24 protein-coding genes and 1 tRNA gene are annotated in these 24,847 nt (G+C 67.1%); 6 read left to right on the top strand and 19 right to left on the bottom strand.

Annotation, left to right across the window (positions count from 1 at the left end; genetic code table 11):
- Positions 1 to 3: 3 nt before the first annotated feature.
- Positions 4 to 783 (bottom strand): recombinase family protein, encoded by a 780-nt coding sequence (locus JI752_RS01340; RefSeq protein WP_216958226.1) that lies wholly within the window; start codon positions 781 to 783, stop codon positions 4 to 6.
- Between the two features lie 292 nt (positions 784 to 1,075).
- Here JI752_RS01340 and JI752_RS01335 point away from each other — a divergent pair, with 292 nt between their 5' ends.
- Complete coding sequence (locus tag JI752_RS01335) at positions 1,076 to 2,095, top strand: hypothetical protein (protein WP_216958224.1); 1,020 nt, start codon at positions 1,076 to 1,078, stop codon at positions 2,093 to 2,095.
- 66 nt (positions 2,096 to 2,161) lie between these two features.
- Here the strand turns inward: JI752_RS01335 and JI752_RS01330 are convergent, their stop codons facing one another.
- From JI752_RS01330 to JI752_RS01255, 16 genes are all read right to left on the bottom strand, one after another.
- Positions 2,162 to 2,737, bottom strand: coding sequence for a hypothetical protein (locus tag JI752_RS01330; RefSeq protein ID WP_216958222.1), 576 nt, complete (start codon positions 2,735 to 2,737; stop codon positions 2,162 to 2,164).
- Positions 2,738 to 3,148: 411 nt separating this feature from the next.
- On the bottom strand, positions 3,149 to 4,558 hold the full coding sequence (locus JI752_RS19480) for a DUF6538 domain-containing protein (RefSeq protein WP_345777310.1): 1,410 nt from the start codon (positions 4,556 to 4,558) through the stop codon (positions 3,149 to 3,151).
- Positions 4,559 to 4,657: 99 nt separating this feature from the next.
- Positions 4,658 to 4,741: transfer RNA gene (locus JI752_RS01320), tRNA-Leu, on the bottom strand.
- A gap of 43 nt (positions 4,742 to 4,784) precedes the next feature.
- Complete coding sequence (locus JI752_RS01315) at positions 4,785 to 5,243, bottom strand: DUF2214 family protein (RefSeq protein ID WP_216958219.1); 459 nt, start codon at positions 5,241 to 5,243, stop codon at positions 4,785 to 4,787.
- Between the two features lie 90 nt (positions 5,244 to 5,333).
- Positions 5,334 to 5,930 carry a cysteine dioxygenase family protein gene (locus JI752_RS01310; protein ID WP_216958217.1) on the bottom strand — a complete coding sequence of 199 codons (597 nt, stop codon included), beginning with the start codon at positions 5,928 to 5,930 and terminating at the stop codon, positions 5,334 to 5,336.
- Positions 5,931 to 5,976: 46 nt separating this feature from the next.
- Positions 5,977 to 7,110 carry a homoserine O-acetyltransferase gene (locus JI752_RS01305; protein ID WP_216958215.1) on the bottom strand — a complete coding sequence of 378 codons (1,134 nt, stop codon included), beginning with the start codon at positions 7,108 to 7,110 and terminating at the stop codon, positions 5,977 to 5,979.
- Between the two features lie 332 nt (positions 7,111 to 7,442).
- Positions 7,443 to 8,450, bottom strand: coding sequence for a tetratricopeptide repeat protein (locus JI752_RS01300; RefSeq protein ID WP_216961706.1), 1,008 nt, complete (start codon positions 8,448 to 8,450; stop codon positions 7,443 to 7,445).
- A gap of 11 nt (positions 8,451 to 8,461) precedes the next feature.
- A complete protein-coding gene (locus tag JI752_RS01295; RefSeq protein WP_254200136.1) occupies positions 8,462 to 8,911 on the bottom strand; it encodes a cytochrome c-type biogenesis protein in 450 nt (149 codons plus the stop codon).
- Positions 8,911 to 9,453: a DsbE family thiol:disulfide interchange protein gene (locus JI752_RS01290; RefSeq protein WP_216961702.1), complete on the bottom strand. Its 543-nt coding sequence runs from the start codon at positions 9,451 to 9,453 to the stop codon at positions 8,911 to 8,913. Before JI752_RS01290 ends, JI752_RS01295 begins: the two co-directional genes overlap by 1 nt.
- Positions 9,454 to 9,503: 50 nt before the next feature.
- The gene (locus tag JI752_RS01285; RefSeq protein ID WP_216958214.1) at positions 9,504 to 11,471 is read right to left on the bottom strand and encodes a heme lyase CcmF/NrfE family subunit; all 1,968 of its coding nucleotides are present in this window, start codon (positions 11,469 to 11,471) and stop codon (positions 9,504 to 9,506) included.
- The gene (ccmE, locus tag JI752_RS01280; RefSeq protein ID WP_216958212.1) at positions 11,472 to 11,951 is read right to left on the bottom strand and encodes a cytochrome c maturation protein CcmE; all 480 of its coding nucleotides are present in this window, start codon (positions 11,949 to 11,951) and stop codon (positions 11,472 to 11,474) included.
- 63 nt (positions 11,952 to 12,014) lie between these two features.
- Positions 12,015 to 12,182 (bottom strand): heme exporter protein CcmD, encoded by a 168-nt coding sequence (locus tag JI752_RS01275; RefSeq protein WP_216958210.1) that lies wholly within the window; start codon positions 12,180 to 12,182, stop codon positions 12,015 to 12,017.
- Entirely contained in the window at positions 12,179 to 12,946 is a 768-nt protein-coding gene (ccmC, locus tag JI752_RS01270; RefSeq protein WP_216958208.1) for a heme ABC transporter permease CcmC, read from the bottom strand. The genes JI752_RS01275 and ccmC overlap by 4 nt, the downstream gene beginning before the upstream one ends.
- Positions 12,947 to 13,088: 142 nt before the next feature.
- The gene (ccmB, locus tag JI752_RS01265) at positions 13,089 to 13,781 is read right to left on the bottom strand and encodes a heme exporter protein CcmB (RefSeq protein ID WP_216958206.1); all 693 of its coding nucleotides are present in this window, start codon (positions 13,779 to 13,781) and stop codon (positions 13,089 to 13,091) included.
- Positions 13,778 to 14,428: a heme ABC exporter ATP-binding protein CcmA gene (ccmA, locus tag JI752_RS01260; protein WP_216958204.1), complete on the bottom strand. Its 651-nt coding sequence runs from the start codon at positions 14,426 to 14,428 to the stop codon at positions 13,778 to 13,780. Before ccmA ends, ccmB begins: the two co-directional genes overlap by 4 nt.
- A 114-nt stretch (positions 14,429 to 14,542) precedes the next feature.
- On the bottom strand, positions 14,543 to 15,013 hold the full coding sequence (locus tag JI752_RS01255) for a DUF3293 domain-containing protein (protein ID WP_216958203.1): 471 nt from the start codon (positions 15,011 to 15,013) through the stop codon (positions 14,543 to 14,545).
- A gap of 136 nt (positions 15,014 to 15,149) precedes the next feature.
- Here JI752_RS01255 and JI752_RS01250 point away from each other — a divergent pair, with 136 nt between their 5' ends.
- The 5 genes from JI752_RS01250 to JI752_RS01230 all read left to right on the top strand — a co-directional run bounded on the left by JI752_RS01250 (position 15,150) and on the right by JI752_RS01230 (position 21,266).
- Positions 15,150 to 16,298, top strand: coding sequence for a pyridoxal phosphate-dependent aminotransferase (locus JI752_RS01250; protein ID WP_216958202.1), 1,149 nt, complete (start codon positions 15,150 to 15,152; stop codon positions 16,296 to 16,298).
- 80 nt (positions 16,299 to 16,378) lie between these two features.
- Positions 16,379 to 17,209 carry an amidohydrolase gene (locus JI752_RS01245; RefSeq protein ID WP_216958201.1) on the top strand — a complete coding sequence of 277 codons (831 nt, stop codon included), beginning with the start codon at positions 16,379 to 16,381 and terminating at the stop codon, positions 17,207 to 17,209.
- Positions 17,210 to 17,608: 399 nt separating this feature from the next.
- On the top strand, positions 17,609 to 18,202 hold the full coding sequence (locus JI752_RS01240; RefSeq protein ID WP_254200134.1) for an OmpA family protein: 594 nt from the start codon (positions 17,609 to 17,611) through the stop codon (positions 18,200 to 18,202).
- 205 nt (positions 18,203 to 18,407) lie between these two features.
- Positions 18,408 to 18,872, top strand: a complete 465-nt coding sequence (locus JI752_RS01235) for a YbaK/EbsC family protein (protein WP_216958199.1) — start codon at positions 18,408 to 18,410, stop codon at positions 18,870 to 18,872.
- Positions 18,873 to 19,007: 135 nt separating this feature from the next.
- Complete coding sequence (locus tag JI752_RS01230) at positions 19,008 to 21,266, top strand: hypothetical protein (RefSeq protein WP_216958198.1); 2,259 nt, start codon at positions 19,008 to 19,010, stop codon at positions 21,264 to 21,266.
- 138 nt (positions 21,267 to 21,404) lie between these two features.
- Here the strand turns inward: JI752_RS01230 and JI752_RS01225 are convergent, their stop codons facing one another.
- Entirely contained in the window at positions 21,405 to 22,418 is a 1,014-nt protein-coding gene (locus tag JI752_RS01225; protein ID WP_216958197.1) for a spore coat protein U domain-containing protein, read from the bottom strand.
- Complete coding sequence (locus JI752_RS01220; RefSeq protein WP_216958195.1) at positions 22,391 to 24,838, bottom strand: fimbria/pilus outer membrane usher protein; 2,448 nt, start codon at positions 24,836 to 24,838, stop codon at positions 22,391 to 22,393. Before JI752_RS01220 ends, JI752_RS01225 begins: the two co-directional genes overlap by 28 nt.
- Positions 24,839 to 24,847: the final 9 nt, after the last annotated feature.

Genomic DNA, 24,847 nt, shown 5'->3' with positions numbered 1-24,847 from the left:
AGATCAGGGTGACGCAGTGCCCAACGATGCAAGTCGATCACGTACGGACTTAACCGATGCAGCGTACCAGCGTCCCCCCGCCCGCGTCAGGATGCCTCTGTCGTTGAGAGCGGCGGCTTGCTTCGCCATCGACAGCCCTTCTAGAGGAGCGAGAAACGGCCGTACGGAGAGGGCGAAAGCCTCTGCCGCAGCGATCTGGACCGAGTTCGAGGCGACGTTGCCCTTGCCGGCTCGGCGGAGTGCTGCTGCCCCGTTCGGATTACCCAGTCGCCGGTCTCCTCCGTCTGTCACGTTCAGGGCTGCAAGCGCTTCTCGCTTCGCCGCAAGTGCCGCCACGGTGCGCGCCTTGATCTTCTGACGTTCCTCCTTCGATACGGCCGCCTTGATCGCTCTGACGAGGTCGGAGTCATGGAGCCCGTCCGCGCCTGCGAACTCCACCCCAGACTTCTCAAGCGCTGCCAGGATCGCGTGCCCCTCGCCAAACCGATCCAGTCGCGCAGCGATCAGTGTCGCCCGCGTGAGCTTGGCAAACGCTATGGCTCGGGCGAGAGCAGGGCGGTTGTCATCGCCGCGGCTACCGACTTCCTCGAAGGAATCCAGAAGAACCCCTCCGGTAGCAGCAACGGCCGCTTCGCAGGCTGATCTCTGGGCATCGAGGCCGAGGCCGGATTGGCCCTGAGCAGCGGTGGACACGCGGAAGTAGGCGACGAAGCGTGGAGGCATGTACGAACCGGAGCAATGGACGTTAGGCCGGACATTACGATCGCCGCAGATTTCGGTCAACCTTCGTTGGTCTCAGGCGGGCACCCGAGGCGCGTCTTCTTCATGCCTGTCGTCGGAAGTGCTGCGCGTCACGTGGTGCGGTCTGCCACAGAATCCGCCTCGAGGCTGGGCGCTGAAACAGTCGCCCCCCCGGGAGGGGGGAGCTGCCAGGTTCCTTTTCATGAAACCCGCCCGAAGATTTTTGCAGCAAATCCTCGGCTCCCCGCGTTACCTCAGGACATACCCATTGACGGGCTCAACGTCGTAACGGGAACATCGCGCGTCAGCTATGCAGGACGCACAGGGGAAGCGCTTGGCCAAGATCACTTTCATCCAGCAGACCGCTCCGATCGATGAGTACGGCCGGGCCTTGTATGCGGTTGCGCGGTCTATTGTTCGCGCGCTGTTGGACTCGTTGTCGGCCGAGGACCTGACGGACCTCAACTCGCCCCTCAAGGACGTCACGATGCGGCAGCTTGCCAAGGTCGTGAGACTTGATCGCGACAAGGGGATGCGAGGGGACGGGTTCGAGTGGGCCGTGCACGAGGCGATCACCGGCGCTGAGCCGCGCGTGTGTGAGCTTGTGCACGATGGCATCCGCCGCGCATCGAAAGCGATCACGGGCTCCACGCCAGAGTCCCTGCTGTTCGGTTACGAACGTGCTAAGTACCTCGGATTTCTTGAGGCGACGATCAAGGCCGCCGGGCATACGCCCTATCTCTTGCCGGACGGATCTGGTCGACCGTACAAGTTCGACACATGGGTAGCCAAGGCGGCGAAGGGAGAGGCTGCCGAACTCGAACTGACCGACCGCATCAAGAAGATCTGGAAGACGGATCTGTTTCTGACTGGCGCGGGCAATGAGCGGTACTTGGCAGCAACTGTCAAGTCGAACTATGCCCTGCTCGAAGGTGGGCGCGGCCTCAAGATCGGCATTGTTCCAGAGTCCACCGTCACCGGGCACAAGCCCGGCATTTCGTTCGACAAGAAGCACGGCCTGTGGCTCGTGACGTTGGCTGATCCGAATGGGTTCACAGGGCTCTACAACGATGCGTACTTAGCGGTGGGGCGTGCCATGTGCACATTGGGTAAGCAAGAGCCTCCGCCGTACTACACGAAGCCAAGCGCGAAAGGGCAGCGCGTACAGCATCAGTTGGAGAAGTATCCAACGGCAACGGTGATGGACATCGAAGGCGCGCTGGATGAGGCGGCTCAACAAGACCTCGTCGGAGTGCAGACGAAGCTGGTCGGGGTGAACGCGCCGGACTGGCTGCATATCAAGGCGCAGCAGCCCAAGATCATTGCTCCGAAGCCGAGCTTCGATAGGTTGTAGCCTCGTCGCGGGTGCCCGGAGGTGCCCGCTAGATCCGCCGAGCGGTGGAGGAAGTAGCCTCGGTACCTATTGCAGCGCCGAACGTGCGGCAAGCGACGCCTTGCTTAGGTTGTCGACCATGCCCAGCAGGGCGCGCGTGATAGTTAAGTGGGCTTCCTCGCGCTGGTCGTTGCTCATGAGTGTCGCGTTGTCTGGGTGCGATGCGTGATTCGCTTCGAGTAGCGCAAGCCGATGCAGGCCAGCGGCCTTGGCGATCGCCTCGGCAAGCGGCGAGCCGGGAACATGCAGTCGAGCCATGTTCTTCTCCACGGCGCTTAGCTGCATTCCAGCCAGCGCCATCGCTAGACTGCTGCGAACATTTTGATGGGCAGCGTAGAAGGTCGGCGCAAGCTCATTCGCTTCTTGGTCGTACAGAAGCTGCGCCTTCTTGAGCGTGTTATCTATCTCAGGCTGCAGGGTGATCAGCAGGACATGGCCCTCGCGACGCTCGGCGCTATCCGCTCTTTCCTGTGTCTGCTTCTCGATGGCGTTTGCTGATTGGCCTAGTTGATTCGCCTTCCAGCCCAGGTAGAAGACAGCGACGGCGCTGGCAGCTGTCACGAAGACGTTCCACACTTCGGCGGTCGAGGATTCAGCGGCCATGTGCGGTCCTGGCGTAGGCGGTGCATGGAAGGTAGCAGGCTCCGCCTCTTCGTCGACACCGAGTCCAGAAGGCCCTGAGGCGTGATAGCCGGTGGACTTCGGTCTATCCCGTGGAGCAATCCTTCGGTCGGTCCATCGGGTGTGGAGTAAGCCACCACTCGCGTCGGTGCCTGCCGGCTCTACGTGCTCGCTCTCTCGCTGCCCACTCTTCTGACTGACCCGAGCCGCTGTTGGCTGTGTGCCCCCAAGCGAGGCCTGCAGGGGCGATGTGGGACATGTCGGAAGATGCGCTCAGATGCCCATGAGGGTCAGAATCAGAGGTGCTGTTCATCGAGCGGTGCTCCAGTGGCGAGGAACCACAGGATCGGCCGGGCCTGTCGCACATGGCGATACAGACCGTGCAGAGCCGCACTATTTCGTGCGCTTCAACTTGCGCTTGGGTGGCAGGACGAACGCGAAGGCAGGGGAACGTTCGGCCATAAGGGCATCGACCTTCGCCCCATAGCTGATGTGGGCGAGGGCGGTGCGGCGAGCTTCTAGCGTCTCGGGGTCGAGGTAGTGTTCTTCCTCGACTGTCTGCCTTCCCTTGTGACCAATGATCTGATTCCGCAGCAACGTTTCGACCCCGGCCCGCTTCATCTGGGTGACGACTGTGCGGCGGAGGCAGTAGAGGTCCAGATCCTCGGGCAGGTGCGCGTCCTCCTTGATCCGGTTGACGTGCTTCGAGATCGTCACCGAACGCTTGCCGTCGACGCCGGAAGCCTCAAGCCCGGGAACCAGCCAGCCGTCTGTGGATGTCTCAAGCAGGCGCTTCACAATCGGCTGCAGAGACGGGTGAACTGGCACGACGCGCCCTGTGCCCGCCTTGGTCTTCGACTTGACGACGGTGAAGCACCAACGGCGACGGTCCACGTGCTCGCAGCGGAGCGCGGCTACTTCGTTGTTGCGCATGCCGGTGAAGGCCATGATGGCGGCGAAGGGCCATGCGTTGTCAGTTGCGGGGATCGCGCGAAGTAGCTGATGGATTTCTTCAGGCTTCCAACTCCGCCGGTTCAGCGACTTCCGCCCCGCGGTCGTGTCCTGCACGAGCCGCCCGACGTTGATGAAGGGGTTGGTGTCGGCCTGTCCTCGCAGCTCGGCTGCGATGAAGAAGGCCTCGATTACCTGTAGCGCGCGCAGCTTCGTCTTCCGCGTGACCTCCCAAGGTGTCAGCACCTTGTCGACGAACTCGACCGCCTTCTGGCGCGTTACATCTACTAGTCGAGCATCACTGCCGACGAACTCGCGCAGCATGCTCAGGTAGCGCGTCTTGTCCTGAAGGTCTCCGCGAGTGATCTTCTTGGTTCCCTCAAGTTCGAGCCAGCGCGAGATCGCAACGTCCAACAGGGTCGCTTCGCTGCCCCCGAGGATGGTGTGCGCGCGGCGAACCTGAGAAAGCTCCGCGGGCGGAAGGATAGGGTCACCCTCGGAATCCTTCGGCAGGCGCTGAGCGCGCCGGCTCAGGAAGCCCTCGAAGGTGGCATCGAAGTCGATCTCCGCCTGCTCGCGGTCAACCGTTCCCGCACTGATGCCTGCTGCAAGCCGGCGAGCGTAGGCCTCGAGGTCAGCGGCTTCCCATCGAGGCTCGGGCTTACCAGCGCTCGCGATCTGTCCTTGGAACTCTGCAATCACGCTGTGGCGACCGCGGTGCGCAGTCTTCTCGCACCCGGTTCGCAGTGAGCGTTGAAGAGTCTTGGCGCCGATGACGGCTTGCGCATGCCTCGGCACTGGCACTTGAACGTACCAGGTGGAGCCGCGTTTCTTGAGATACGAAGGGGGCACGTTAGGTCACTAGCTGGGTCATCTGCTAGGTCATCGTGCCCACCGAAAGCCCTGTTTTCAAGGGCTTCAAGGGGTTGCGACCTCTGAAAGGTCGCGGCATGCCGGAAGTGGGACTCGAACCCACACGCTTTTAAGGGCGGCGGATTTTGAGTCCGCTGCGTCTACCGATTCCGCCATTCCGGCGCGGGCGCGCAGTATAGCCGAGGGCGGAGTCGATGGCAGCCGGTTAAAGGCCCAGGCCGCCGTGGCGGGCCATGGCCGCAGCCAGAACGAAGATCGCCGCCAGCAGGAGCAGTTCGAAGCGGACGATGCCGCGCAGCTTGGCGATCTCCGCCGCGTCGGGCACATAGATGGGGTTGGCCGCCAGCGCCTTGCGCCAGCGCAGGAAACGCACCGTCGGCAGGACCGAGAGCAGGCCGACCAGCAAGAAGGCGCCCACCTTGGCGTGGAACCAGGGGTTGTGCAGGTGGAAATCGTGGCCCTTGATGCCGAACGCCACGCGCGCGATGCCGACCACGATCAGCAGCATCGCGCAGATGCCGTAGCCCATGTCGATGCCGGCCAGACGTTGCAGGACCTGGCGGTCGAGCGTGCCGCGCAGCAGGCTGGCTTCGGCCACCAGCATGGCGATGAGGCCGAAGACGAGCAGGTGGTGCAGGGAAGCAAGGACGAAATCGATCAGCACGCGTGGGCGCTCCTGTCGTCGGGAGCGCCCACGCTACTGCCGCGGGGCGTCGCGGCCAAGGTGCCGAAGGTCAGGACTGTGGCGCGAGGCTCAGTCGACGTCGTCGGTGCACAGCACCTTGGCGACGCGCGAGAACCATTCGCCCTGCTCGGGCATGAAGGTCGCGCACGATTCCATCGGCGCCTTGTAGATGTGCAGCGACACGGCGACGGCGTCGTCGCTGGCGTTGCGGATCGTGTGGTACTCGTGCGGCGGGATCAGGCTGCCGGCGCTGCCCGGGCCGGCGTGCATGCCGCCGGTGGCGCGGAAGCGGAAACGCTCGCCTTCGCGTTCGAGCAGTTCGTACTGGGTGATTTCGAGCTCGCCGTCCCACACGCCTTCCACGCACCACAGGCCGCTGTGGTCGTGCACCGGCGTGCCCTGGCCGGGGCCCCAGGTCATCGCGACCACGCTGTAGCCGTGCTCGCGGCTGCGATAGAGCTCGCGGCGGGCGTAGTGGTCGGTGATGGGTTCGTGCACGCACTCCGGCAGGCGCACGTCGCGGTCGCGGATCATGCTGCACAGCGTGGTGCGCAGCGCGCTGGTGACCGCGTGTTCGTCGCCGTGGCTCACGGCGGCGTCGATGGCGGCGACCAGCTTGTCGTGGCCGGGGAAGTCGAAGTCGGGAAGCGTGTCGGTGGCGTTCATGGGGGCGATTCTATCGCGGCCCCGGCGCGCACTTTCTTGCGTCGCATCAATCCTCGTCGGTACGCGCGCCCTCCGAGGGCGCCTGCAGTGCGTTCAGGAAGTCCGCGACGGCGGGTCCGAACCGGGCGATGTCCACCAGAAACGCGTCATGCCCCTGCGGCGAGGGCAGCGGCAGGAAGGTCGCTTCCGTGCCACCGGCACGAAGGCCGTCGGCGATTTCCTCCTGCTGCTGCAACGGGAACAGGATGTCGGTGTGCACGCCGATCGCCAGCGCCTTCTCCAGCCGGATGCTGGCCAGCCCGCCGCCGTATTCGCCGATGTCGAACCAGTCCATCGAGCGGCTGAGATAGAGGTAGCAGTTGGGGTCGAACCGGCGCACGAAACGGCGCGCGTGGCCTTCCAGATAGCTTTCGACCTCGAACTCCAGTCCGAACGGATCTTCGTCCGCGCGATCGGAATCCAGCCGCACGCGGCCGAAGCGGCCGTCCCACTCCAGCGCGGAGCGGTAAGTGATCACGCCCAGCTTGCGCGCCATGCGCATGCCCGATTCGGGGTAGTGCGCGTCGTCGTACTGGCCGTGGTTCCAGTTCGGGTCCAGGCGGATCGCCTCGCGTTGCAGCGAGCGGATCGCGATGGAGAACGGCAATGCCTTCGCCGCGCCGGAAATGTTGATGTGGTTGCGCGCCAGGCCCGGATGCCGCAGCAGGAACGCCAGCGCCGTCATGCCGCCCATTGAATTGCCGATGAGGCAGGCCAGATGCTCGATGCCCAGGCCGCGCACGAGGTGCGCCGAGGCGTCGGCGCCGTCTTCCACCGACAGGTCGGGGAAGTCGAGGCGATACAGGTCGCCTGTGATCGGGTTGATCGACGCCGGACCCGTGGAACCCTTGCAACTGCCCAGCGAATTCACGCAGATCACGAACCAGCGGTCGCTGTCGATCGGCTTGCCGGGGCCGATCATCGCTTCCCACCATCCGGCTTCCGGATTGGCTTCGTTGCTGGCCGCGTGCGCATCGGGCGAGAGACCGGTGACGATGAGCACTGCGTTGTCGCGCGCGGCGTTGAGCGTGCCCCAGGTTTCGAAAGCCACGCGCGCGCCCTGCAGTTCGCCGCCGCGTTTCATCGGGAACGGGGAGGGCAGGTCGAACCAGCGGGTGCCGGGGGGGATGAATTCGGTCATGGGGCAAGCTTAACGGGCAGGGCGCGGATCGGCATCGGTGGAGATGGAGGTCGAGCGTTCCACGTGCGGGAACCTTCGAGGTTCTGTGAGCCCTGTCGGGACTCACCCAATCCGCGTCATGCCGTCATCCCCCGCGAAGGCGGGGATCCAACTGTGAAGGCATCACGCGCTTCGGAAAGCGGAGCGCCCGCGGAGCCTTGGAGAGTGCCGCCCTTCGGCGGCCCGAAAGCCCCCGCCTTCGCGGGAATGACGGCTCCTGCACAGACGTCCACTGCACGGAGTGCTCCGCCGACCTCACCCAGCCGCTCTCCCATCGGGAGAGGGGCTGAACATCAAGGACGAACCTGATCGATCACCAGTTCGATCGCGCCGGACTTGCCCGACGGCTTCGCCTTCGCTTCCAGGTCGCCCGGCTGCGGCATCGCATTTCCGCTGGCCGAGATGCGCGCGAGCACTTCGACCTGATCCAGCTGCGAGAGCTTCATCGTCGGCATCGGGCTGTCGCCGTCGTCGAGCACGACTTCACGCGGGAAATCCGTCGCCGGCAGCTTCTCGACGGCAACCGGCATCGGCGGGCCGCCGGCCTGGCGCGCGATCACGAACAGGCTCGCGTTCGCCGGCACCTTCGCAGCCAGTTCGGGCGCGATGGTTACCTTCACGGTGAGGCCGCCCTGTGCGTGCGCCGACGCAGCAGGCGTCGCCGACGGCGGCAGCGGCGACAGTCCGGCCTCGGCGCGCGCGGCGTCGATCTGCGCGCGCAGCGGTGCCGCGGCCGCCGCATCGACGATGGCGAGCAGCGGCTCCCAGGTCTTCGCCGCTTCGGCCGGTTGCGCGGCCTGACGCTGCGCGATGCCGAGGAACCAGCGCGCGCGCTGATGCATGGGTTGAAGTTCGATCGCCTGGCGCAGCATCGCTACGCCCTGCGCGTCGAAACGGCGCTCCGGCGCGGCGAGGGCGCGCATCTCGGCGGCTTCGGCCAGCAGGTCCGGATCGTCCGGCACCAGCTTCACCGCACGCGCGAGCGCGTCGGCGGCCTTGGCGGCATTGCCTTCGGCGACATACGCGCGGCCGAGCAGGCGCCAGCCTTCGACCTGGTTCGGATCGCGCTTGAGTTCGGCTTCCAGTTGCGCGATGGCGTCGGCCAGCGTCTCGGGCGCGCGACGCTGCGCGAAGTCCAGCGCAGTGGGCGTACCGACGGCGAGGTAGGCCAGCGCCGTCGCCAGCGTCAGCCCCACGATGACCGCGACGCCTGCGACGCGGCGCGTGCGCCACAGCGGTCGCAGCACGTAGGTGAGCGTCAGCACGGCCAGCACCAGGCCGGCGATCACGAAACCCCACATCGCACCGCTCATCACCACTCCTGCACTTCGTTGCGTTCGTCGGGCGTCGTCGTTGCCGAGCGGCGCGAGCGGTGGCGAACCGCGCCGGCCACGATGAAGCCGCCCGCCAGCAGGACCACCGCCGGGCCGAACCACAGCAGCCACGTCTTGCTTTCCACCTGCGGGCGGTACAGCACGAACTCGCCGTAACGCGCCACCAGGAAGTCCTTGATCTCCGCGTCGCTCTTGCCCTGGCGCATCAGTTGCAGCACTTCGCGACGCAGGTCCACCGCGATCTGCGCGTTGGAATCGGCCAGCGACTGGTTCTGGCACATCACGCAGCGCAGTTCGCTGACCAGCGCGTGGAAGCGCTTCTCCTCGGCCGTGCCGGTGAAGGTGAGTGGCGAGGCGTCGGTGGCGACCTGCGCGAGCGCGGAGCCGGTGCCCAGCATGAGCGCGAAGGCGAGCAGCAGCGCGCGCATCACAGCGGCTTGCCCGCGTCGAGCCGCGCGATCTGCGGCAGCAGCTCGTTTTGGATCACCGCGTCGGTAAGTGGGCCGACGTACTTCCAGCGGATTGTGCCGCCGGCATCGACCAGGAAGGTCTCCGGCGCGCCGTAGATGCCCCAGTCGATCGCGGCCTTGCCCTCGTAGTCGGTGAGGACCATGAAATACGGATTGCCGAACTGTTCCAGCCAGCGCATCGCGTCGGCGTGCTCGTCCTTCCAGTTGAAGCCGACCACGCGCAGGCGCTTGGTCTCGGCGAAACGCGTGAGCACCGGGTGCTCGTCGCGGCAGGCCGGGCACCAGCTGCCCCAGACGTTGAGCAGATACGGCGCGCCGCGCAGGTCCTTGTCGGTGACCAGGCGGCCGGGTTCGTGCAGCACCGGCAGGCGGAACGCGGGCGCGGGCTTGCCGATCAGTGGCGAGGGCAGGGCCTCGCGGTTCGGATTGCGGCTGAGCATCACGCCGGCGAAGAGCAGGACGCCGAGCGCGGCGACGATCGCCAGCGGAATCCAGCGCATCGTCGAAGAGCGGTTGCGCGTTGCGTCGCTGTTGGGCGGGGATTCGCTCATCACGCAGGCTCCGGGGTCGGTTCGTTCGCGGGCACCGTGTCGGCTGCGGTGGCGGTGCGGCGGAAGCGCTTGTCCGTCGCGGTCACCAGCCCGCCCAGCATCATCAGCAGCGCGCCGGCCCAGACCCAGCGCACGAACGGCTTGATATGCACGCGCAGGGCCCAGGTATCGCCGCCGAGCGGTTCGCCCAGCGCGACGTACAGATCACGCGTGAAACCGCGCGCGATGGCCGCCTCGGTCATCACCTGGCCGCCGCTGGCGTAGGCGCGCTTTTCCGGATGCATCACGGTCAACGGCTTGTCGTTTTCGAACACGGTGACGGTGCCGCGATCGGCTTCGTAGTTCGGGCCCTGCGAATGCGCGGCGCCGTCGAAGCGGAACGAGTAGCGGCCCAGTTCGACGGTCTGGCCCGGCGCGACCGCCAGCTCGCGCTGCGTCGTCAGGCCTTCGGTCAACAGCGCGCCGACGAGGAACACGGCGACACCGAAGTGGGCGAGCGTCATGCCGAGCATTTCTGCGGTGAAGCGCTGGCCCGTCGTCTGGCTGCGTACGCGCGTCCACACGAATCGCGCCGTGCCGAACAGCACCCACGCCGCACCGAACACACCGGCGGCGACTTTCACCGGCCCCTGCGGTGCCATGAAATACGCGACGACGGCCAACACGATCGCGAGCACCGCCCACGGCAGCAGCATCGCCAGCGGCTTGGACGCCTGCTCGCGCTGCCAGCGCGTGATCGGCCCGAACGGCAGCAACAGCACCAGCGGCGCCATCAGCAAGGTGAACATCAGCGCGAAGTACGGCGGGCCGACCGAGATCTTGCCCAGGTTCAGCGCGTCGGCGAGCAACGGGTAGAGCGTGCCCAGCAGCACCATCGCGCAGGCGGTGGTCAGCAGCAGGTTGTTGGCCAGCAGCAGCGTCTCGCGCGAGCTGACCTCGAACGGCTTGCCGGCTTCGTCGATGGACGGCGCCTTCAACGCATACAGCAGCAGCGAGCCGCCGACGACGATGCCGAGGAAGATCAGGATGAACAGACCGCGCGCCGGGTCGGACGCGAAGGAGTGCACGCTGGTCAGCACGCCCGAACGCACCAGGAAGGTGCCCAGCAGCGACAGCGAGAACGCGGCGATGGCCAGCAGCAGCGTCCAGCCGCGGAAGCTGCCGCGCTTTTCCGTCACGGCCTGGGAATGCAGCAGCGCCGCGCCAGCGAGCCACGGCATGAAGCTGGCGTTCTCGACCGGATCCCAGAACCACCAGCCGCCCCAGCCCAGTTCGTAATACGCCCACCACGAACCCAGCGCGATGCCCAGCGTCAGGAACGCCCAGGCGACGTTGGTCCAGGGGCGCGTCCAGCGCAGCCAGCGCGAATCGATCTTCCCGTCGAGCAGCGCGGCGATGGCGAAGGCGAACGGCACGGCGAAGCCCACGTAACCGACGTACTGCATCGGCGGGTGGATGATCATGCCCGGGTCCTGCAGCAGCGGGTTCAGGTCGCGGCCTTCCGCGGCGGCGGGCAGCAGGCGCAGGAACGGGTTGCTGGTGAAGATCAGGAAGGCGAGGAAGCCCACGCTCACCAGCCCCATCACGCCCAGCACGCGCGCGACCACGGTCTCCGGCAGGCTGCGCGAGAAACGTGCGACGGCGCCGGTCCACAGCGCCAGGATCAGCACCCACAGCAGCAGCGAACCTTCGTGCGCGCCCCACACGGCGGTGTAGCGGTACATCAACGGCAGCAGGGAATTGCTGTTCTCGGCGACATAGCGCAGCGAGAAGTCCTGCGTCACGAAGCCGTGCGTGAGAATGACGAACGCGAAGGCCACCAGCGCCAGCTGCGCGTACGCGGCCGGTCGCGCCACCGCCATCCACGGTGCCACGCCGCGCTGCGCGCCGGCCAGCGGCAGCGCCGCCTGCAGCACGGCCACCAGCAGCGCCAGGATCAGCGCGATCTGCCCGATCTCGCCCAGCACTTACTTGGCTTCCTGCGCGGCGGGTGCGACGCCGCCGGGCGCCGCCACGTCGTGCTTCTTGTGCGCCATGCCCATCTTGTCGGCGACTTCCTTGGGCATGTAGTTCTCGTCGTGCTTGGCGAGGATCTGCTCGGCCACGAACACGCCGCCTTCCATGCGACCGGTGGCGACCACGGCCTGCTTCTCGCGGAACAGGTCGGGCAGGATGCCGGTGTAGCGCACGGGCATCTTCGCGTCGCCGTCGTCGACGAGGAAGCTGGCCTCCAGCGAGCCGGGCGCGCGCTTGAACGAATCGGCGGCGACCATGCCGCCCAGTCGGAAGCGCGCGTGCCCGCCGGCTTCGCCGCGCAGCACTTCGCTGGGCGTGTAGAGGTAGGCGATGTTGCGCTGCAGGGCCATCGCGACCAGCGCGGTGGCGATGCCGGCGGCCACGACCAGGGCGATGACCCAGAGCAGACGACGGCGACGGACGGGATTCATCGGGGGCACTCTCGAACGGAAGCGGGCTGGCGGTGGCTGGCGTGCGGAAAGACGTGGACGGGTCTAGCGGCTGAGCTCGGCGTCCTTGCCCGGTCGCGCGGCCTCGCGCGAGGCGCGCAGGCGGGCGCCGCGAAGCTCGCGGCGGATCTGCAGCTTCGTGGCGACGTAATCCCACGTCAGCACGATCACGAACACGGCATAGGCGGCGACGACGTAGTTCTGGTAGCTCACGCGCGCCTCTCCTGCGCAGGCTTCCCGCCTGCAAGCGCGGCGACCCAGCCCTTGCCGCTCTCGCGGCGCAGGTTGTCGGCGCGCGCGCGCGACAGCAGGGCGCCCACGAACCACAGCTTGGTGCCGATGATCATCCACACCAGCGGTGCGTACATGCTCGGGTCCATCTTGGACTCGCCGAAGAGGCTGATCGTCTGGCCCTGGTGCAGCGAGTTCCACCACACCACCGAATATCGGATCACCGGCAGCAGCGCCACGCCGACGATCGCCAGCAGGCCGGCGGCGCGCGCGGCGGCGCGGCGGTCGTCGATGGCGTTGTACAGGCCGATCACGCCCAGGTAGAGGAACAGCAGGATGAGTTCCGTCGTCAGGCGCGGATCCCAGTCCCACCAGGTGCCCCACATCGGCTTGCCCCAGATGGACCCGGTGGCGAGCGTGATCAGGGTGAAGGCGGCGCCGATCGGGGCGCAGGCCATGGCGAGGATCTCGCACAGCTTGATCCTCCATACCAGCGCGATGGCCGCGTACAGCGCCATCAGGCCGAACACCGCCATGCTCATCCACGCACTGGGCACGTGGATGTAGAGGATGCGGAAGCTGTCGCCCTGCTGATAATCGGCCGGCACCTGGAACAGCGCGCCGTACAGGCCCCAGGCCATGACCAGCAGGCCCAGCCCGTAACCCCAGGGCGCCCAGCGCGCGGCGAAGCGGTCGAAGTACGGCGGCGAACCGAGTTTGTGGAACCAGCGGATGATTGGATTCATCGTTTCTCAGCCCACGTCCGGGCGTTCGGTCCGGGCAGTGGCGGGTTGCGGCGGATTGTCGCGTCGGCCGGGTCGGTGGCCTTTGATCTTCCTCAAAGCCCGGCTCGAAGCTCCGTTCGAACCATCGATCGGGCGAACCGGTTCAACTCAGCGCGATCCGGATCGCGGCGGCGGCCGCCAGTGGCGCCAGCACCAGCGCCACGGCGAGCCCGGCTCCGAGCAACAGCAGCGCCCCGATCGGATCCAGCCCCTGCGCCGAGGCAGCCACGCTGCCCGCGCCGAACACCAACACCGGCACGTACAACGGCAGCGCGAGCAAGGCCACGAGTATACCGGAGCGCCGCATCCCGACCGTCAGGGCGGCGACCACGGCGCCGATGAGGCTCAGCAGCGGCGTGCCCAGGGCTAGGGAGGCCATCAGCACCGGCAACTGCTCGCGCGGCAGGTACAGCAGCTCGCCCAGGAACGGCGCGGCGATGAGCAGCGGCAGCGCGGTCGTGGCCCAGTGCATGAACGTGCGCACGCCGACCAGCCAGGCCAGCGGCACCGGCGCCAGCATCCATTGTTCGAGCGAACCGTCCTCGGCATCACCGCGGAACAGCGTGTCCAGCGACAGCAGGCCGGCCAGCAGCATCGACAGCCACAGCACGGCGGCGGCGACCTTCGCCAGCGCCGTCCGCTCGCCGCCCAGCGCCAGGGCGAACAGCACCACCACCAGCAGCGCGAACAACGCCGGTTGCAGCGCATCGCCGCGTCGGCGCCAGAGCAGGCGCAGGTCGCGGGCGAGCAGGGCGCGGGCCGCGCCGATCAGGCTGGGCATGTTGGACGCGCTCATGCCGCACCGGCCTTGCTCAGCACCAGCATGCGCGTGCGCACCGGTGGCGCGGCGTAGGCGCCGTGGGTGGTGACCAGCGCCGCGCCGCCTTCGCGCAGGTGCGCCTGGACCATGCGATTCACCAGCTCGATGCCTTCCAGGTCGAGGTTGGCGTAGGGCTCGTCGAGCAGCCACAGCGGCGCCGGCGACATCCACAACCGCGCCAGCCCGAGCCGCTTCTTCTGGCCGGCCGACAACTGGCGGGCCAGCGCGTCCTCGTAGCCGGCCAGGCCGACGATCGCCAGCGCGTTCTCGGGCAGTTGCGCCCGGCGGCGGCCCTGCAGGCCGCACAGGAAGTTCAGGTTCTCCATCGCGCTCAGATCGGCCTTCAGGCCGGGAAGGTGGCTCAGGTAGGCGATGGCGCGGGCGCGGCGGGCGTGACCGGCTGGCTGGCCGTCCAGGTCGATCTCGCCGCCGTCGGCGCGCAGCAGGCCGGCCAGCACGCGCAGCAGCGTGGTCTTGCCGGCGCCGTTGTCGCCCTGGACCAGCAGGGCTTCGCCGGCATCGACATTGAAATCCAGCGGTCCGAAAACCGGCTCGTCATTGCGCGCGAAGCGGAGGCCGCGGGCTGCCAGCAGCGGCGGGGCGGGGCGATCGGTGGGCGTCATCGGGCGGCCAGGGACGGCCGGTCGGCCGAGTGCCCGGCATTTTATGCGAGGGGCGCGGGACGCCGCTTGCCGGCGTCGGGCGGACGCCCGACCACGGGGTTCAGACCGCCTCGCTCAGCCGGCGACCCAGTCGGTGTGCGCGGCATCACGGCCGAGCGGGCGGGGCATGAGCATGCGAAGCCGCACCGGGTCGCCCGCCCGCCAGTGCAGGACGGCCGCCTGGCCGAACTCCAGCGCCAGCCGCAGCAGGGTGTCGTCGTCCAGTCCGACCACCAGCCAGCCCGGCTCGCGCCACTCGCCCGTCAGGTCCTGCGCCCAGGCCGCGTGGCGGATCGCGCGCAGGCCGTCGAGCTGCGCCACCAGCAGGGCGTCAGCGGCTTCGTTGGCGGTGTCCGAGCGCGGCTGCGAGGCCGGATTCCAGGCGGTGATGAAGGCGTAGCTCGGCGCGGGCGCGTAGGCTTCCAGATCCAGCGCGGGCTCGCCCACGCGCAGCGGCAGGGAATCGCCGTCCAGCACCACCATGTACTCCGCGGCGGCGTAGGCGGTGGCCAGTTCGGCGGCGTCGACGATCTGCAGCTCGCGCATGGGGGCAGTGTCCTCATCCGATGTGGCGGGTGCAATCGTGGCCCTGCGATGCGCAGATGAGCGTTCGTCATGACGTTGCCGCGCCCGCGTCCTTAAACTTAACGGTTTCCCGCCCCACGTCGAGTCCCCACGCGCGATGACCCTGCAAACCAAGCTGCCCAAGGTCGGCACGACCATCTTCACCGTCATGTCGCAGCTCGCCCTCGAGCACGACGCGGTCAACCTGGGCCAGGGCTTTCCCGACTTCAACGTCCCCGAGCGCCTGATCGAAGCCCTCGACCGCGCCATGCGCGAGGGCAAGAACCAGTACGCGCCGATGACCGGCATCCCCGCGCTGCGCCAGGCCATCGCCGCCAAGACCGAGCGCTGCTACGGCCACCGTCCGGATGCCGACACCGAGATCACCGTCGTCTCCGGCGCCAGCGAGGCGATCTTCGACGCCGTCGCCGCGGTCGTGCGGCCGGGCGAGGAAGTGATCGTGCTCGACCCGTGCTACGACTCCTACGAGCCGGCGATCGACCTGGCCGGCGGTCGCGCCGTGCATGTGCCACTGGACCCGGCCACGTTCGCACCGGACTGGCAGGCGATCCGCGCCGCGGTCACGCCGAAGACGCGACTGTTGATGATCAACTCGCCGCACAACCCGTCGGGCGCGATGTTCAGCGAGCACGACATCGCCCAGCTCACCGCGCTGCTGCGCGAGACGCAGATCTGGCTGCTTTCCGACGAGGTTTACGAGCACATCGTGTTCGACGGCCGTCGCCACGAATCGGTGCTGCGCTATCCCGAACTGCGCGAGCGCGCGTTCGTCGTGTCCAGCTTCGGCAAGACCTACCACTGCACGGGCTGGAAGCTGGGCTACTGCATCGCGCCGCCGCTGTTGTCGGCCGAGCTGCGCAAGGTGCACCAGTACAACACCTTCTGCACCTTCGCCCCGGCGCAGTGGGCGTTCGCGGAGATGATCGAAGCCGAGCCGGAGCACTACGAACAGCTCGGCGCGTTCTACGAAGCCAAGCGCGACCGCTTCCGCGAGCAGCTGCTCACCACGCGCTTGAAGCCGCTGCCCGTGCCGGGCGGTTACTTCCAGCTCGTGGATTACTCCGACGTCAGCGACCTCGACGATGCCGCGTTCTGCCGCTGGTTGACGACGGAGAAGGGCGTCGCCGCGATTCCGCTTTCGCCGTTCTACGAATCGCCACCGTCCGGCCAGCGCCTGGCGCGGTTGTGCTTCGCCAAGAACGAGGCGACGCTGGACAAGGCGATCGAGCGGTTGCAGAAGCTTTGAACGAAGCTGTCGTTCCCGCGAAGGGGATGACGGCACAAAACGATGACGGCAAGTAACAACCCCTGACTTCGCGAGCACCCATGAACGACCTGCGCGTCACCCTCGTCCAAGGCGACACCCGCTGGCACGATCCGGCCGGCAACCGCGACTACTACGGCCGCCTGATCGCGCCGCTGCGCGGAAACACCGACCTGGTGATCCTGCCGGAAACCTTCACCAGCGGCTTTTCCAACGACGCCATCGGCAACGCCGAAACGATGGAAGGCCAGACCGTCGCGTGGATCCGCGAACAGGCCGCGCGCCTGGACGCAGCGGTGACCGGCAGCGTGCAGCTGCGCGACGGCGAGGGCGTCTACAACCGCCTGCTGTTCGCCACGCCCGACGGTGCGCTGAGCACCTACGACAAGCGTCATCTGTTCCGTTACGCGCGCGAGCACGAGCGCTACGCCGCCGGTCGCGACCGCCTCACGCTCGACTGGCGCGGCTGGCGCATCTGCCCGCTGGTCTGCTACGACCTGCGCTTCCCGGTGTTTTCGCGCAACCGTTTCGATGTCGAACGCGCCGGCGAGCTCGATTTCGACCTGATGCTCTTCGTCGCCAACTGGCCGTCGGCGCGCCGCTACCCGTGGCAGACGCTGCTGCGTGCGCGGGCCATCGAGAACCTGTGCTTCGTCGCTGCGGTGAACCGCGTGGGCACCGACGGCAACGGCCTGCATTACGCCGGCGACAGCGCGGTGATCGATTTCGTCGGCCAGCCCATCACCGAATGCGGCGAGGTGGAAACGGTGGTCACCGCCACGCTGTCCGCCGCCGATCTCGCGGCGCATCGCGAACGCTTCCCCGCGATGCTCGACGCCGATGCGTTTGAGCTGAAGAACGGGGATTCGGGATTCGGGATTCGGGATTCGTAAGAGCGGACTTCCGCTTCTTCGAAGCCCAGCTTCAACGCAACTCATCCTGGAGTGCCAGCCGGGTGGTCGCGCGCTTTTTCAAATCCGGAATCCCGACTCCGAATCCCGGCTTTTTCCATGAACGGCCGCGGTACGCATCCCGCGAGCATCGTCTTGACATCACTGAACCGTGCGCGGGTTCGCGCTTGGTGGCGTCCTGTCGCCTGTTCAGAAAATGGCTCGTTAAGGTTCGCCGTGTCATTCATTACGGCACCTCAACAACCTGAAGACGCAAGACCGCGCGCCCCGCGCAGAACAACAACACGACACACGTCCAATAGCGCCTGCGTTTCGACTTCCCCCGGTCCCGCAGGCATTGCGTGCGCGGCATTGCGCACGGTCATTGAAAGGAGACATCCCTTGGTTTCTACCCGTCTGATCCGCAACACCGGTTTCGCCGTGGCGCTGGGCGCCGTCGCGCTCACCGGCTGCAGCAAGTACATCAAGCGCGATGAGTTCGACGCGACGATCGCCGAGCTTCGCGCCACCGATCAGAAACTGCAGTCGCAGCTCGACGCGCTCTCGGCCAAGCACGACGCGCTGGTCACGCAGCTCGCCGGCCGCACTCGCGTGGACACCGCCGCGCACTTCGCCACCAACGACGCCACGCTCAGCGAGCAGGACAAGCCGCTGCTGGACGACTTCGCCCGCGTGATCCGCGACAGCCATTCGCAGGCCGTGATCACGGTGGAAGGCTTCGCCGATCCGTCCGGTTCGGCAGCGCACAACCGCCGCCTCGGCCTGCACCGTGCGCAGGCGGTGCGCGACTACCTCGTCGGCGCGGGCCTGGGCGATGCACAGGTGCGTGCGGTGAGCTACGGCGAGGACAAGAACCGCCAGGTGCACGCAGGCGCCGTGGGCGAAGCCGGTCAGGCCAACCGTCGCGTCTCGCTGGTGGTCGACTACGCCGGCCCGCGCAGCGATGCGCAGCCGCAGCAGACCGCCTCGCTGTAACGCACCGCGATCCGGACTGACGCGCGCTGTCCGGATCGCAGCGCAGCATCGGGCGTACACTGGCCGGGCCGCGTTCGCGCGGCCCGGCTTTTCGATGAATGCGTTTCGATGATCGCGTTTCCATGAATCCGCCGATGCCGGCGCGCGCCGCGCCGATGACGAACGACGCGCCCGGCCTCCCGCAACCGCAGAGGAGCCCCCGGCCATGTCGTCCCCACGTCTACAGGAATTCCTGAACTCCAATCGCGTCAGCTACGACACGATGACGCACCCGCACGCCTTCACCGCGCAGGAAACGGCGATGCGCGCCCATGTCGACCGCCATGCGATGGCCAAGACGGTGATGGTGAAGCTCGACGGCCGCCTCGCGATGGCCGTGCTGCCCTCGGACGAGTGGCTCGACGTTTCGCAGCTGCGGCAGGTCAGCGGCGCGCGCGAGGTCGCGCTGGCGAGCGAAACCGACTTCAAGGATCGCTTCCCCGAATGCGAGGTCGGGGCGATGCCGCCGTTCGGCAACCTCTACAACATGGACGTGTACGCCGCCGAAAGCCTGGCCGATGACGGCCGCATCGCATTCAACGCCGGTTCGCACCGCGAACTGATGCGCATGGAATGGAGCGACTTCGAACGCCTGGTGCATCCGCGCGTGGTGGAGCTGACGCGGCATTGAGCACCAGCCCTCTCCCCTTGCGGGAGAGGGACCGGTCGCCGAAGGCGGCCAGGGAGAGGGGTAGGGCGCCTGCGAGCGCCCCACGTCACCGCCTCTTCACCTGAATTTGGCACCACCCTGTGGCTTAGTGCGCACATGAACAGCGCCGCGAAGGACGCAGGCCCCGCCCGCCAGGCATGGCAACGCCTGCCGCCCCGCGTTCGCACCTGGGTGGCGCGCATCGCACTCGCGCTGGCGTTGCTGTACGCGCTGTACGTGATCGCCGGCAACGTGTTCATCAACACGCCGCTGGGCGAGTGGGTGGCGAACCGCAAGCCGGAGAAGTTCCAGATCGAGTGGGGCGGCGGCTACACGTTCTGGCCCGGCCGCGCGACGGTGCACGACGTGAAGATGAAAGGGCACGTCGCCCGCACGTACTGGTCGGTCAATGCGGAGAAGGCGAGCGGGCGCGTGGCGATCTGGCCGTTGTTGCGCAAGACCGTGCGCGTGCCCGAAGTGGTCGCCGAAGGCGTCACCGGCGGCGCGCAGATGAAGGGCGAGCGCACACCGCCGCCGCAGGCGCGCCCGGGCGGCTGGGTGTTGCAGTTCGACCGCATCCGCACCGATTCGATCCGCGGCGGTTATTTCGGCGACCTCGTGCTGGAAGGCCAGGGGCGCGCCGAAGTCGGCTTCTACAAGCAGCTGCGCGGCGGTGCACTGGAACTCATGCCCTCGACCGCGCACTTCGACAACGCGCGCCTGAAGTCGGGCAAGGAAGAGCTGCTGCGCGACGGCCGCATCGACGCGCGCTTCGCCATCGCACGCCATACGCGCGCGCAGGCGCCCGGCATTCGCAAACTGCTGCTCACCGATGCCGCGCTGGAGCTGGACGGCAAGGCCTCGGCGATCAAGGTGGACGTGGACCCGCAAGGCAAGGTGACGCTGACCAACGTACCTGGCGAAGGCAAGGCGCAGGTGAAGCTGGGACTGGCGCGCGGCGAGGTGATGCCGGGCAGCCGCGTGCGCTGGAACGTACCCGTCAGCGGCCGCGATGCGACCGGCGCCATGCACCGCAGCGCGCTCGATGTCGCGCTGGACGTGGATCGCGACATGCATCTGGTCGCCAGGACGCCTGCGCAGCACACCGGCCGCGTGTCGCTCGACGCGGACCTGATGGTGCGCGGCACGAAGATTCTGCTGGCGCCGCCGCACGAAAGCCTGCGCGAGTTGCTGCCCCGCAGTTCCGGCCACGTCGTCGGGCGCTGGCATTTCGCTTCGCTGCGTTGGCTGGGGCGCATGTTCAGCGATGCGCCCTGGCTGGCGCTGGACGGCTCGGGGCTGGTGGACGCCGACGTGCGCGTGGTGGACGGCAAGGTGGCCGGCGGCAGTCGCGTCACCGTGCCGGAAGTCGATGCCATCGCGCACGTCATGGGCAACCGCATCAGCGGCCGCGCCAGCGCCGACGCGCGCCTGGACGCCGGTCCGAACGACGAACTGCTGCCCAGCCTCGACCTGCGCATGCAGCGCTTCAACGTCGCCGCCGACGATGCGCCGTCGCAGCCGTACATCGAAGGCAACGATCTGCAGCTGTCGCTGAAGACACTGTCGGGCGTGGAGCGCGAGGCGATGCGCCAGCCCGGGGCGATGCGGGAGCTCGGCAACGCGTTGAAGGCGCACCTCACCTTCGCCAACGCGAAGGTGCCCGATCTGCGCGCCTACAACCGCTACCTGCCCAACGAGCACATCCGCTTCGACGGCGGCTCGGGCACGCTGTCGGGGGACCTCACCCTGGACGGCGCGGGCGTGATCGGGCAGGGCACGCTGGGCGTGGATGCGAAGGCCGCGCGCATGCACCTGGCCGGGCTGGCATTGCGCACCGACATGGACACCGACCTGCGCCTGCGTCGCGCGGACATCAAGCGGCGCAACTTCACCATCGACGGCAGCCGGGTTTCGTTGAATAACGTCAGCTTTACCGAGCCCGGTGGCGAATCGCGCAGCGGCTGGTGGACGCGGATCGACCTGGACCGCGCGCACATGGACTGGGACAAGCCGATCAGCATCAATGGACGCGTGCGCGTCGCGATGAAGGACGTGGGCTTCCTGCTGTCGATGTTCTCCAAGCAGCGCGACTATCCGAAGTGGGTGTTCAAGCTGATCGGCTCCGGGCAGGCGCAGGTCAGTGCGAAGGTGCAGTGGAGCGGCGACACGCTCACCCTCGACAACGTGCAGGCCGACAACCAGCGCTACCAGGTCAAGGCGCGCCTGCGCCTGCACGGGAAGAGCCGCACCGGCAGCCTGTACGCGCACTGGGGCGTACTCAGCACCGCGGTGGCGGTGAACAACGGGAATCGCGACTTCCACGTGATGCACGCGCGCGAGTGGTATGACGCGCAGCCGGCGTTGTTGCGCTGACACGCTTCGCGGCTGCATCTCATCCCGCCCTTCGCGCCACCTTCCCCATCAAGCGGAGAGGCCAGTTCCCCGTCGACTGGAGACATCATGACGATGGGAGGGCGTTGCGGCGCGCGTGTATCTTCCCGCAGGGAGCCGTCAGAACGTCACGGTCACGATGATGGTGTCGGCGTACGTGCCGATCGCCGCGCTTTGCGGTGGCAGCTTGGCGTACACCGTGTTGGTTTGTGCCGAGGCGTTGCCGATGCCCGCAACGGTGGACGACCCGCTGCTGCCATCGCCCCAGGGTTGGGTTCGCCCGGCATCGACGTAGAGCCCGTAGGCGAGCGTTTCGTTACCTCCTGAGCGCGTCATGCGGCGCGCGCCCACGGTCGCGCCGACACCGCTCCCCGCGCTCAACGCAAGGCTGTACGTCGTCCCCGTGCCGCACGTGGTGGTGATCACGCCGGTGGCGTTGACGGCCGCGCTGAGGACGCCTTGCTGTCCGAAGTCGATGTTGGTTGCGCTTACCGAACAGCTGGTGCCGACGTTCGCAACCACCGTGAACGAGAAGCGCGAGTTGATGGGCGGCGTGGACGAGGTGCAGGTGGGTGGACCGTAGGTGGAGTTGAACTCGGCAACCTGCACCGTGCCTTCGTTCGTGGTGAAGGTCGACGAATACGTGCCCAGATTGGGCTTCTGTCCGCCGGGTATCCGACCGTAGATGGAGTACGTTCGGATCGCCGACCCGCCCGGGTTGTAGATATCCGCAATGAACGTCATCCGGGACGGATCCGAGGTGCTGGTCCACAGGTAGGTGCGGGCCGCGTCCTGGTAGAAGTTGAAGTTGAGCGAGTTGGTCCCCTGTTTCATGGTCCGCAGGGTCCAGCTTCCCGTCACCAGTCCAAAGTTCACGCAGGCGCGGACGTACTGGTCGTGGAGGTTCTTGCAGTCGACGGTGAGCGTGCCCACGTAATCGGTGGGATTGTTCGATGCCGGATCCACATCGCCGAAATTCAAGGTGGAGTCGATCAGAACCGTGCACGACTGCGCGCGCAATGGCAGGCCGCTAGACAGCAACCACACCGCTGCGGCGAAGCACGCCTGCAACGCGAGCGATGAAAGGCGCTTGCGTGTGGTCGGGTTCATGGCAGCACCTGCGAGGATTTGCACACGAAGGGGCCTATCGTCGTCAGCACGTCGGCGGCGTCGAACAGGACTTCCGCCGTGCACGTCGCATCGTTCGCTTCGGCCGAAACAGTCTGGCGCGGCCCGAGTTGCTCGATGAACACCTGGCCGTCGTAGCCCATCGTCGCGGTCAGGCCGGAGTCGGTCACCGTCACCGTCGTGCCAACCGGCAACGGCTGCCCGCGCTCGTCGACGAGGATGACGACGGCGCCGGTGTAGTGCCCCACCGGGAAGGCAGCCAGCACGCCCGACAGCCCGCGCGGCGCCACTTCCATGCGGTCGGCGTCCACGCGCACGTCCGGTGGCAGCTCGACGGTTCCCAGCATCAGGCGATTGCTCTGCCACGAGAGCAGGTCCGGAATGAGCAGGTGACCTTCGCGATTGGTCGCGCCGACGAGGCGATTCTCACGCAGGATGGGGATGTCGGCCATGCCGTTGGTGGAGACCACGGCGAACGCGTCACTGATCGTGCGCGACGCGAGCAGGTCGCCGTCTATCCAGACCAGTGCGCCGGTCGCGAACAGCGTGGCATTGGTGTAGGTGAAATCGTCACGCGTGGAGTGTTCGAGCAGCAGCGAGGCATCGCCGTAAGTGCCCCGGTAGTCCACGCGTCCCATGCCGTGCCGGTAGCCGTCATCGCCGCCGTCGAGCAGCGCACTCCAGCCGAACCCGCCGCGGTCGTAGTCCATCGAACGGCTCGCCGAGATCGATGCCGTACTCTCCTTGCCGTATCGGCTGGCACTGCTGGCCACGCTGGCGCGGCGCTCCAGCGAAAGCGATGCGCCGAGGTAGATGCCGAGGGAATCGGACACGTCCCGGTCGTGGAACACGTTGGCGAATACGCTCAAACGCTGGCCGAAGGAACCGTTGTATCCGATCGAAAGGATGTGCGAGCCGCCCAGGTCCGAGGCTTGCTGGCGCGTATAGACAAGGGTGACCGAATGGCGTTGGCCCAGCGGAACGCCCAGCGAAGCATGCAATTGACGCTGCGGCACGGTCACGTCCTTCAGACTGCCCAGGTCGCGATAACCGCCATCCGCGCGCAGGCCCAGCAGGTCGATGTTGAAATGCGGCGACTGGTACTGGTAACCCAGGCCCCATTGCATGCCGTGCTGGTCGCCGTCGCTGATCGTCGCAGATGCATTGAGCACGCCGTAATTGCCCAGTTCCACCAGGCCACCGATGCCCAGGTTGTAGAGGCCGCGCGTGAGTTCGGTGTGGGCTTCCAGCGTGAAGCCATCGCGCACGCCATGACGCCATGACGCATTGGCCGCCGGATCGTCCGCGTAGTCGAACGAACGGCTGCCGTAGCTGCGGCGTGGATAGCCCACTTCCACCGAATAGTCGTACAGCCCGCGGCCGAGCAGTCGCGTATCGATGTACAGCGGGCGACTGAGGCTGACCTCGCGCCCCATCGCGTCCTGGTACACCACCGTCGCGATGCCTGCCCCCGTCAGTGCCGGTGGGGCGGCGATCAGGAACGGGCCTCCGCTGGCGTTGCCGGTGAACTGGCGCAGGCCGTTGATGTAGAGGTCCACCATCGTGGGAACAACGGCGGTGCCGCCGATGGCCGGCACCGGAAACGTCACCAGGTTCGGCCGCACTTCGAAATTGCGTGACACGCTCAAGCCGCCCAGATGGATCGCGCGCGACCACGTCAGTGACGAGGACACCAGATCGCCCGCTGTGTATGTGCGCAGGGCGTCGGGCTGGGTGTAGGTCCAGTAGCTGTCCTGACGGATGTAGTCGTATTCGCCGGCCTGCACCGTGGTGTAGCCGGTGTTGACGAACACGCCCGCGGGCGAGAAGAAGCGCAGTTCGGTACTGAGTGCGAACGTGCGATTGCGACGCTCGTACTGCGCTTCGAACTCCTCTGCGCCCAGGACAGGAAGCCGGCCGTAACGCGCCGAGCCGAGCAGCGGCACGTGCAAGCGGCGGCCCTGGCGTTTCTCTTCGAACGCCACCCGCGTGTTCTGAAGTTGCGCAGCATAGTTGAGCACCAGTCCGGTGCCCGATCGCGTCAGCGTGGGCGGCGGTGGCAGCACTCCGAGTTGTTCGGGCACGAGCCCGGCTTCGGGCAGGGTGAACTCGATGCGCTGGGTGTCCTCCACATAGTTGAAGGCAAGGCCGGGAATGTCGGCGAGCAGGATCTGGCGGTCCGCGTCGAGCGGGAGGTCATCCACGCGCACGCCGATCTCGGTCAGCTCATCGGCTGAGATGCGCAAGCCGGCGTTCGTGCGATCCACCTGCACAACCAGCCCGGTCGGCCGACCGTTCAAGTAGGCCTCCAGGTAGTACGACGCGGGCGGCACGTCGGCGCTTTGCGCGCGCGAAATCGTGGGCGAGACGATGCCCATCAGCCCCAGGATGCAGATGAACAGCGTTGTGCGCGTGTACGCGCGCATCCAATGCCT

Origin of the sequence: Lysobacter sp. MMG2 (genome assembly GCF_016735495.2) — a bacterium.
In the GTDB taxonomy this organism is placed as follows: domain Bacteria; phylum Pseudomonadota; class Gammaproteobacteria; order Xanthomonadales; family Xanthomonadaceae; genus Lysobacter_J.
The sequence above is the reverse complement of the archived record's forward strand: the minus strand, read 5'-3'. Positions and strand labels throughout refer to the sequence as shown.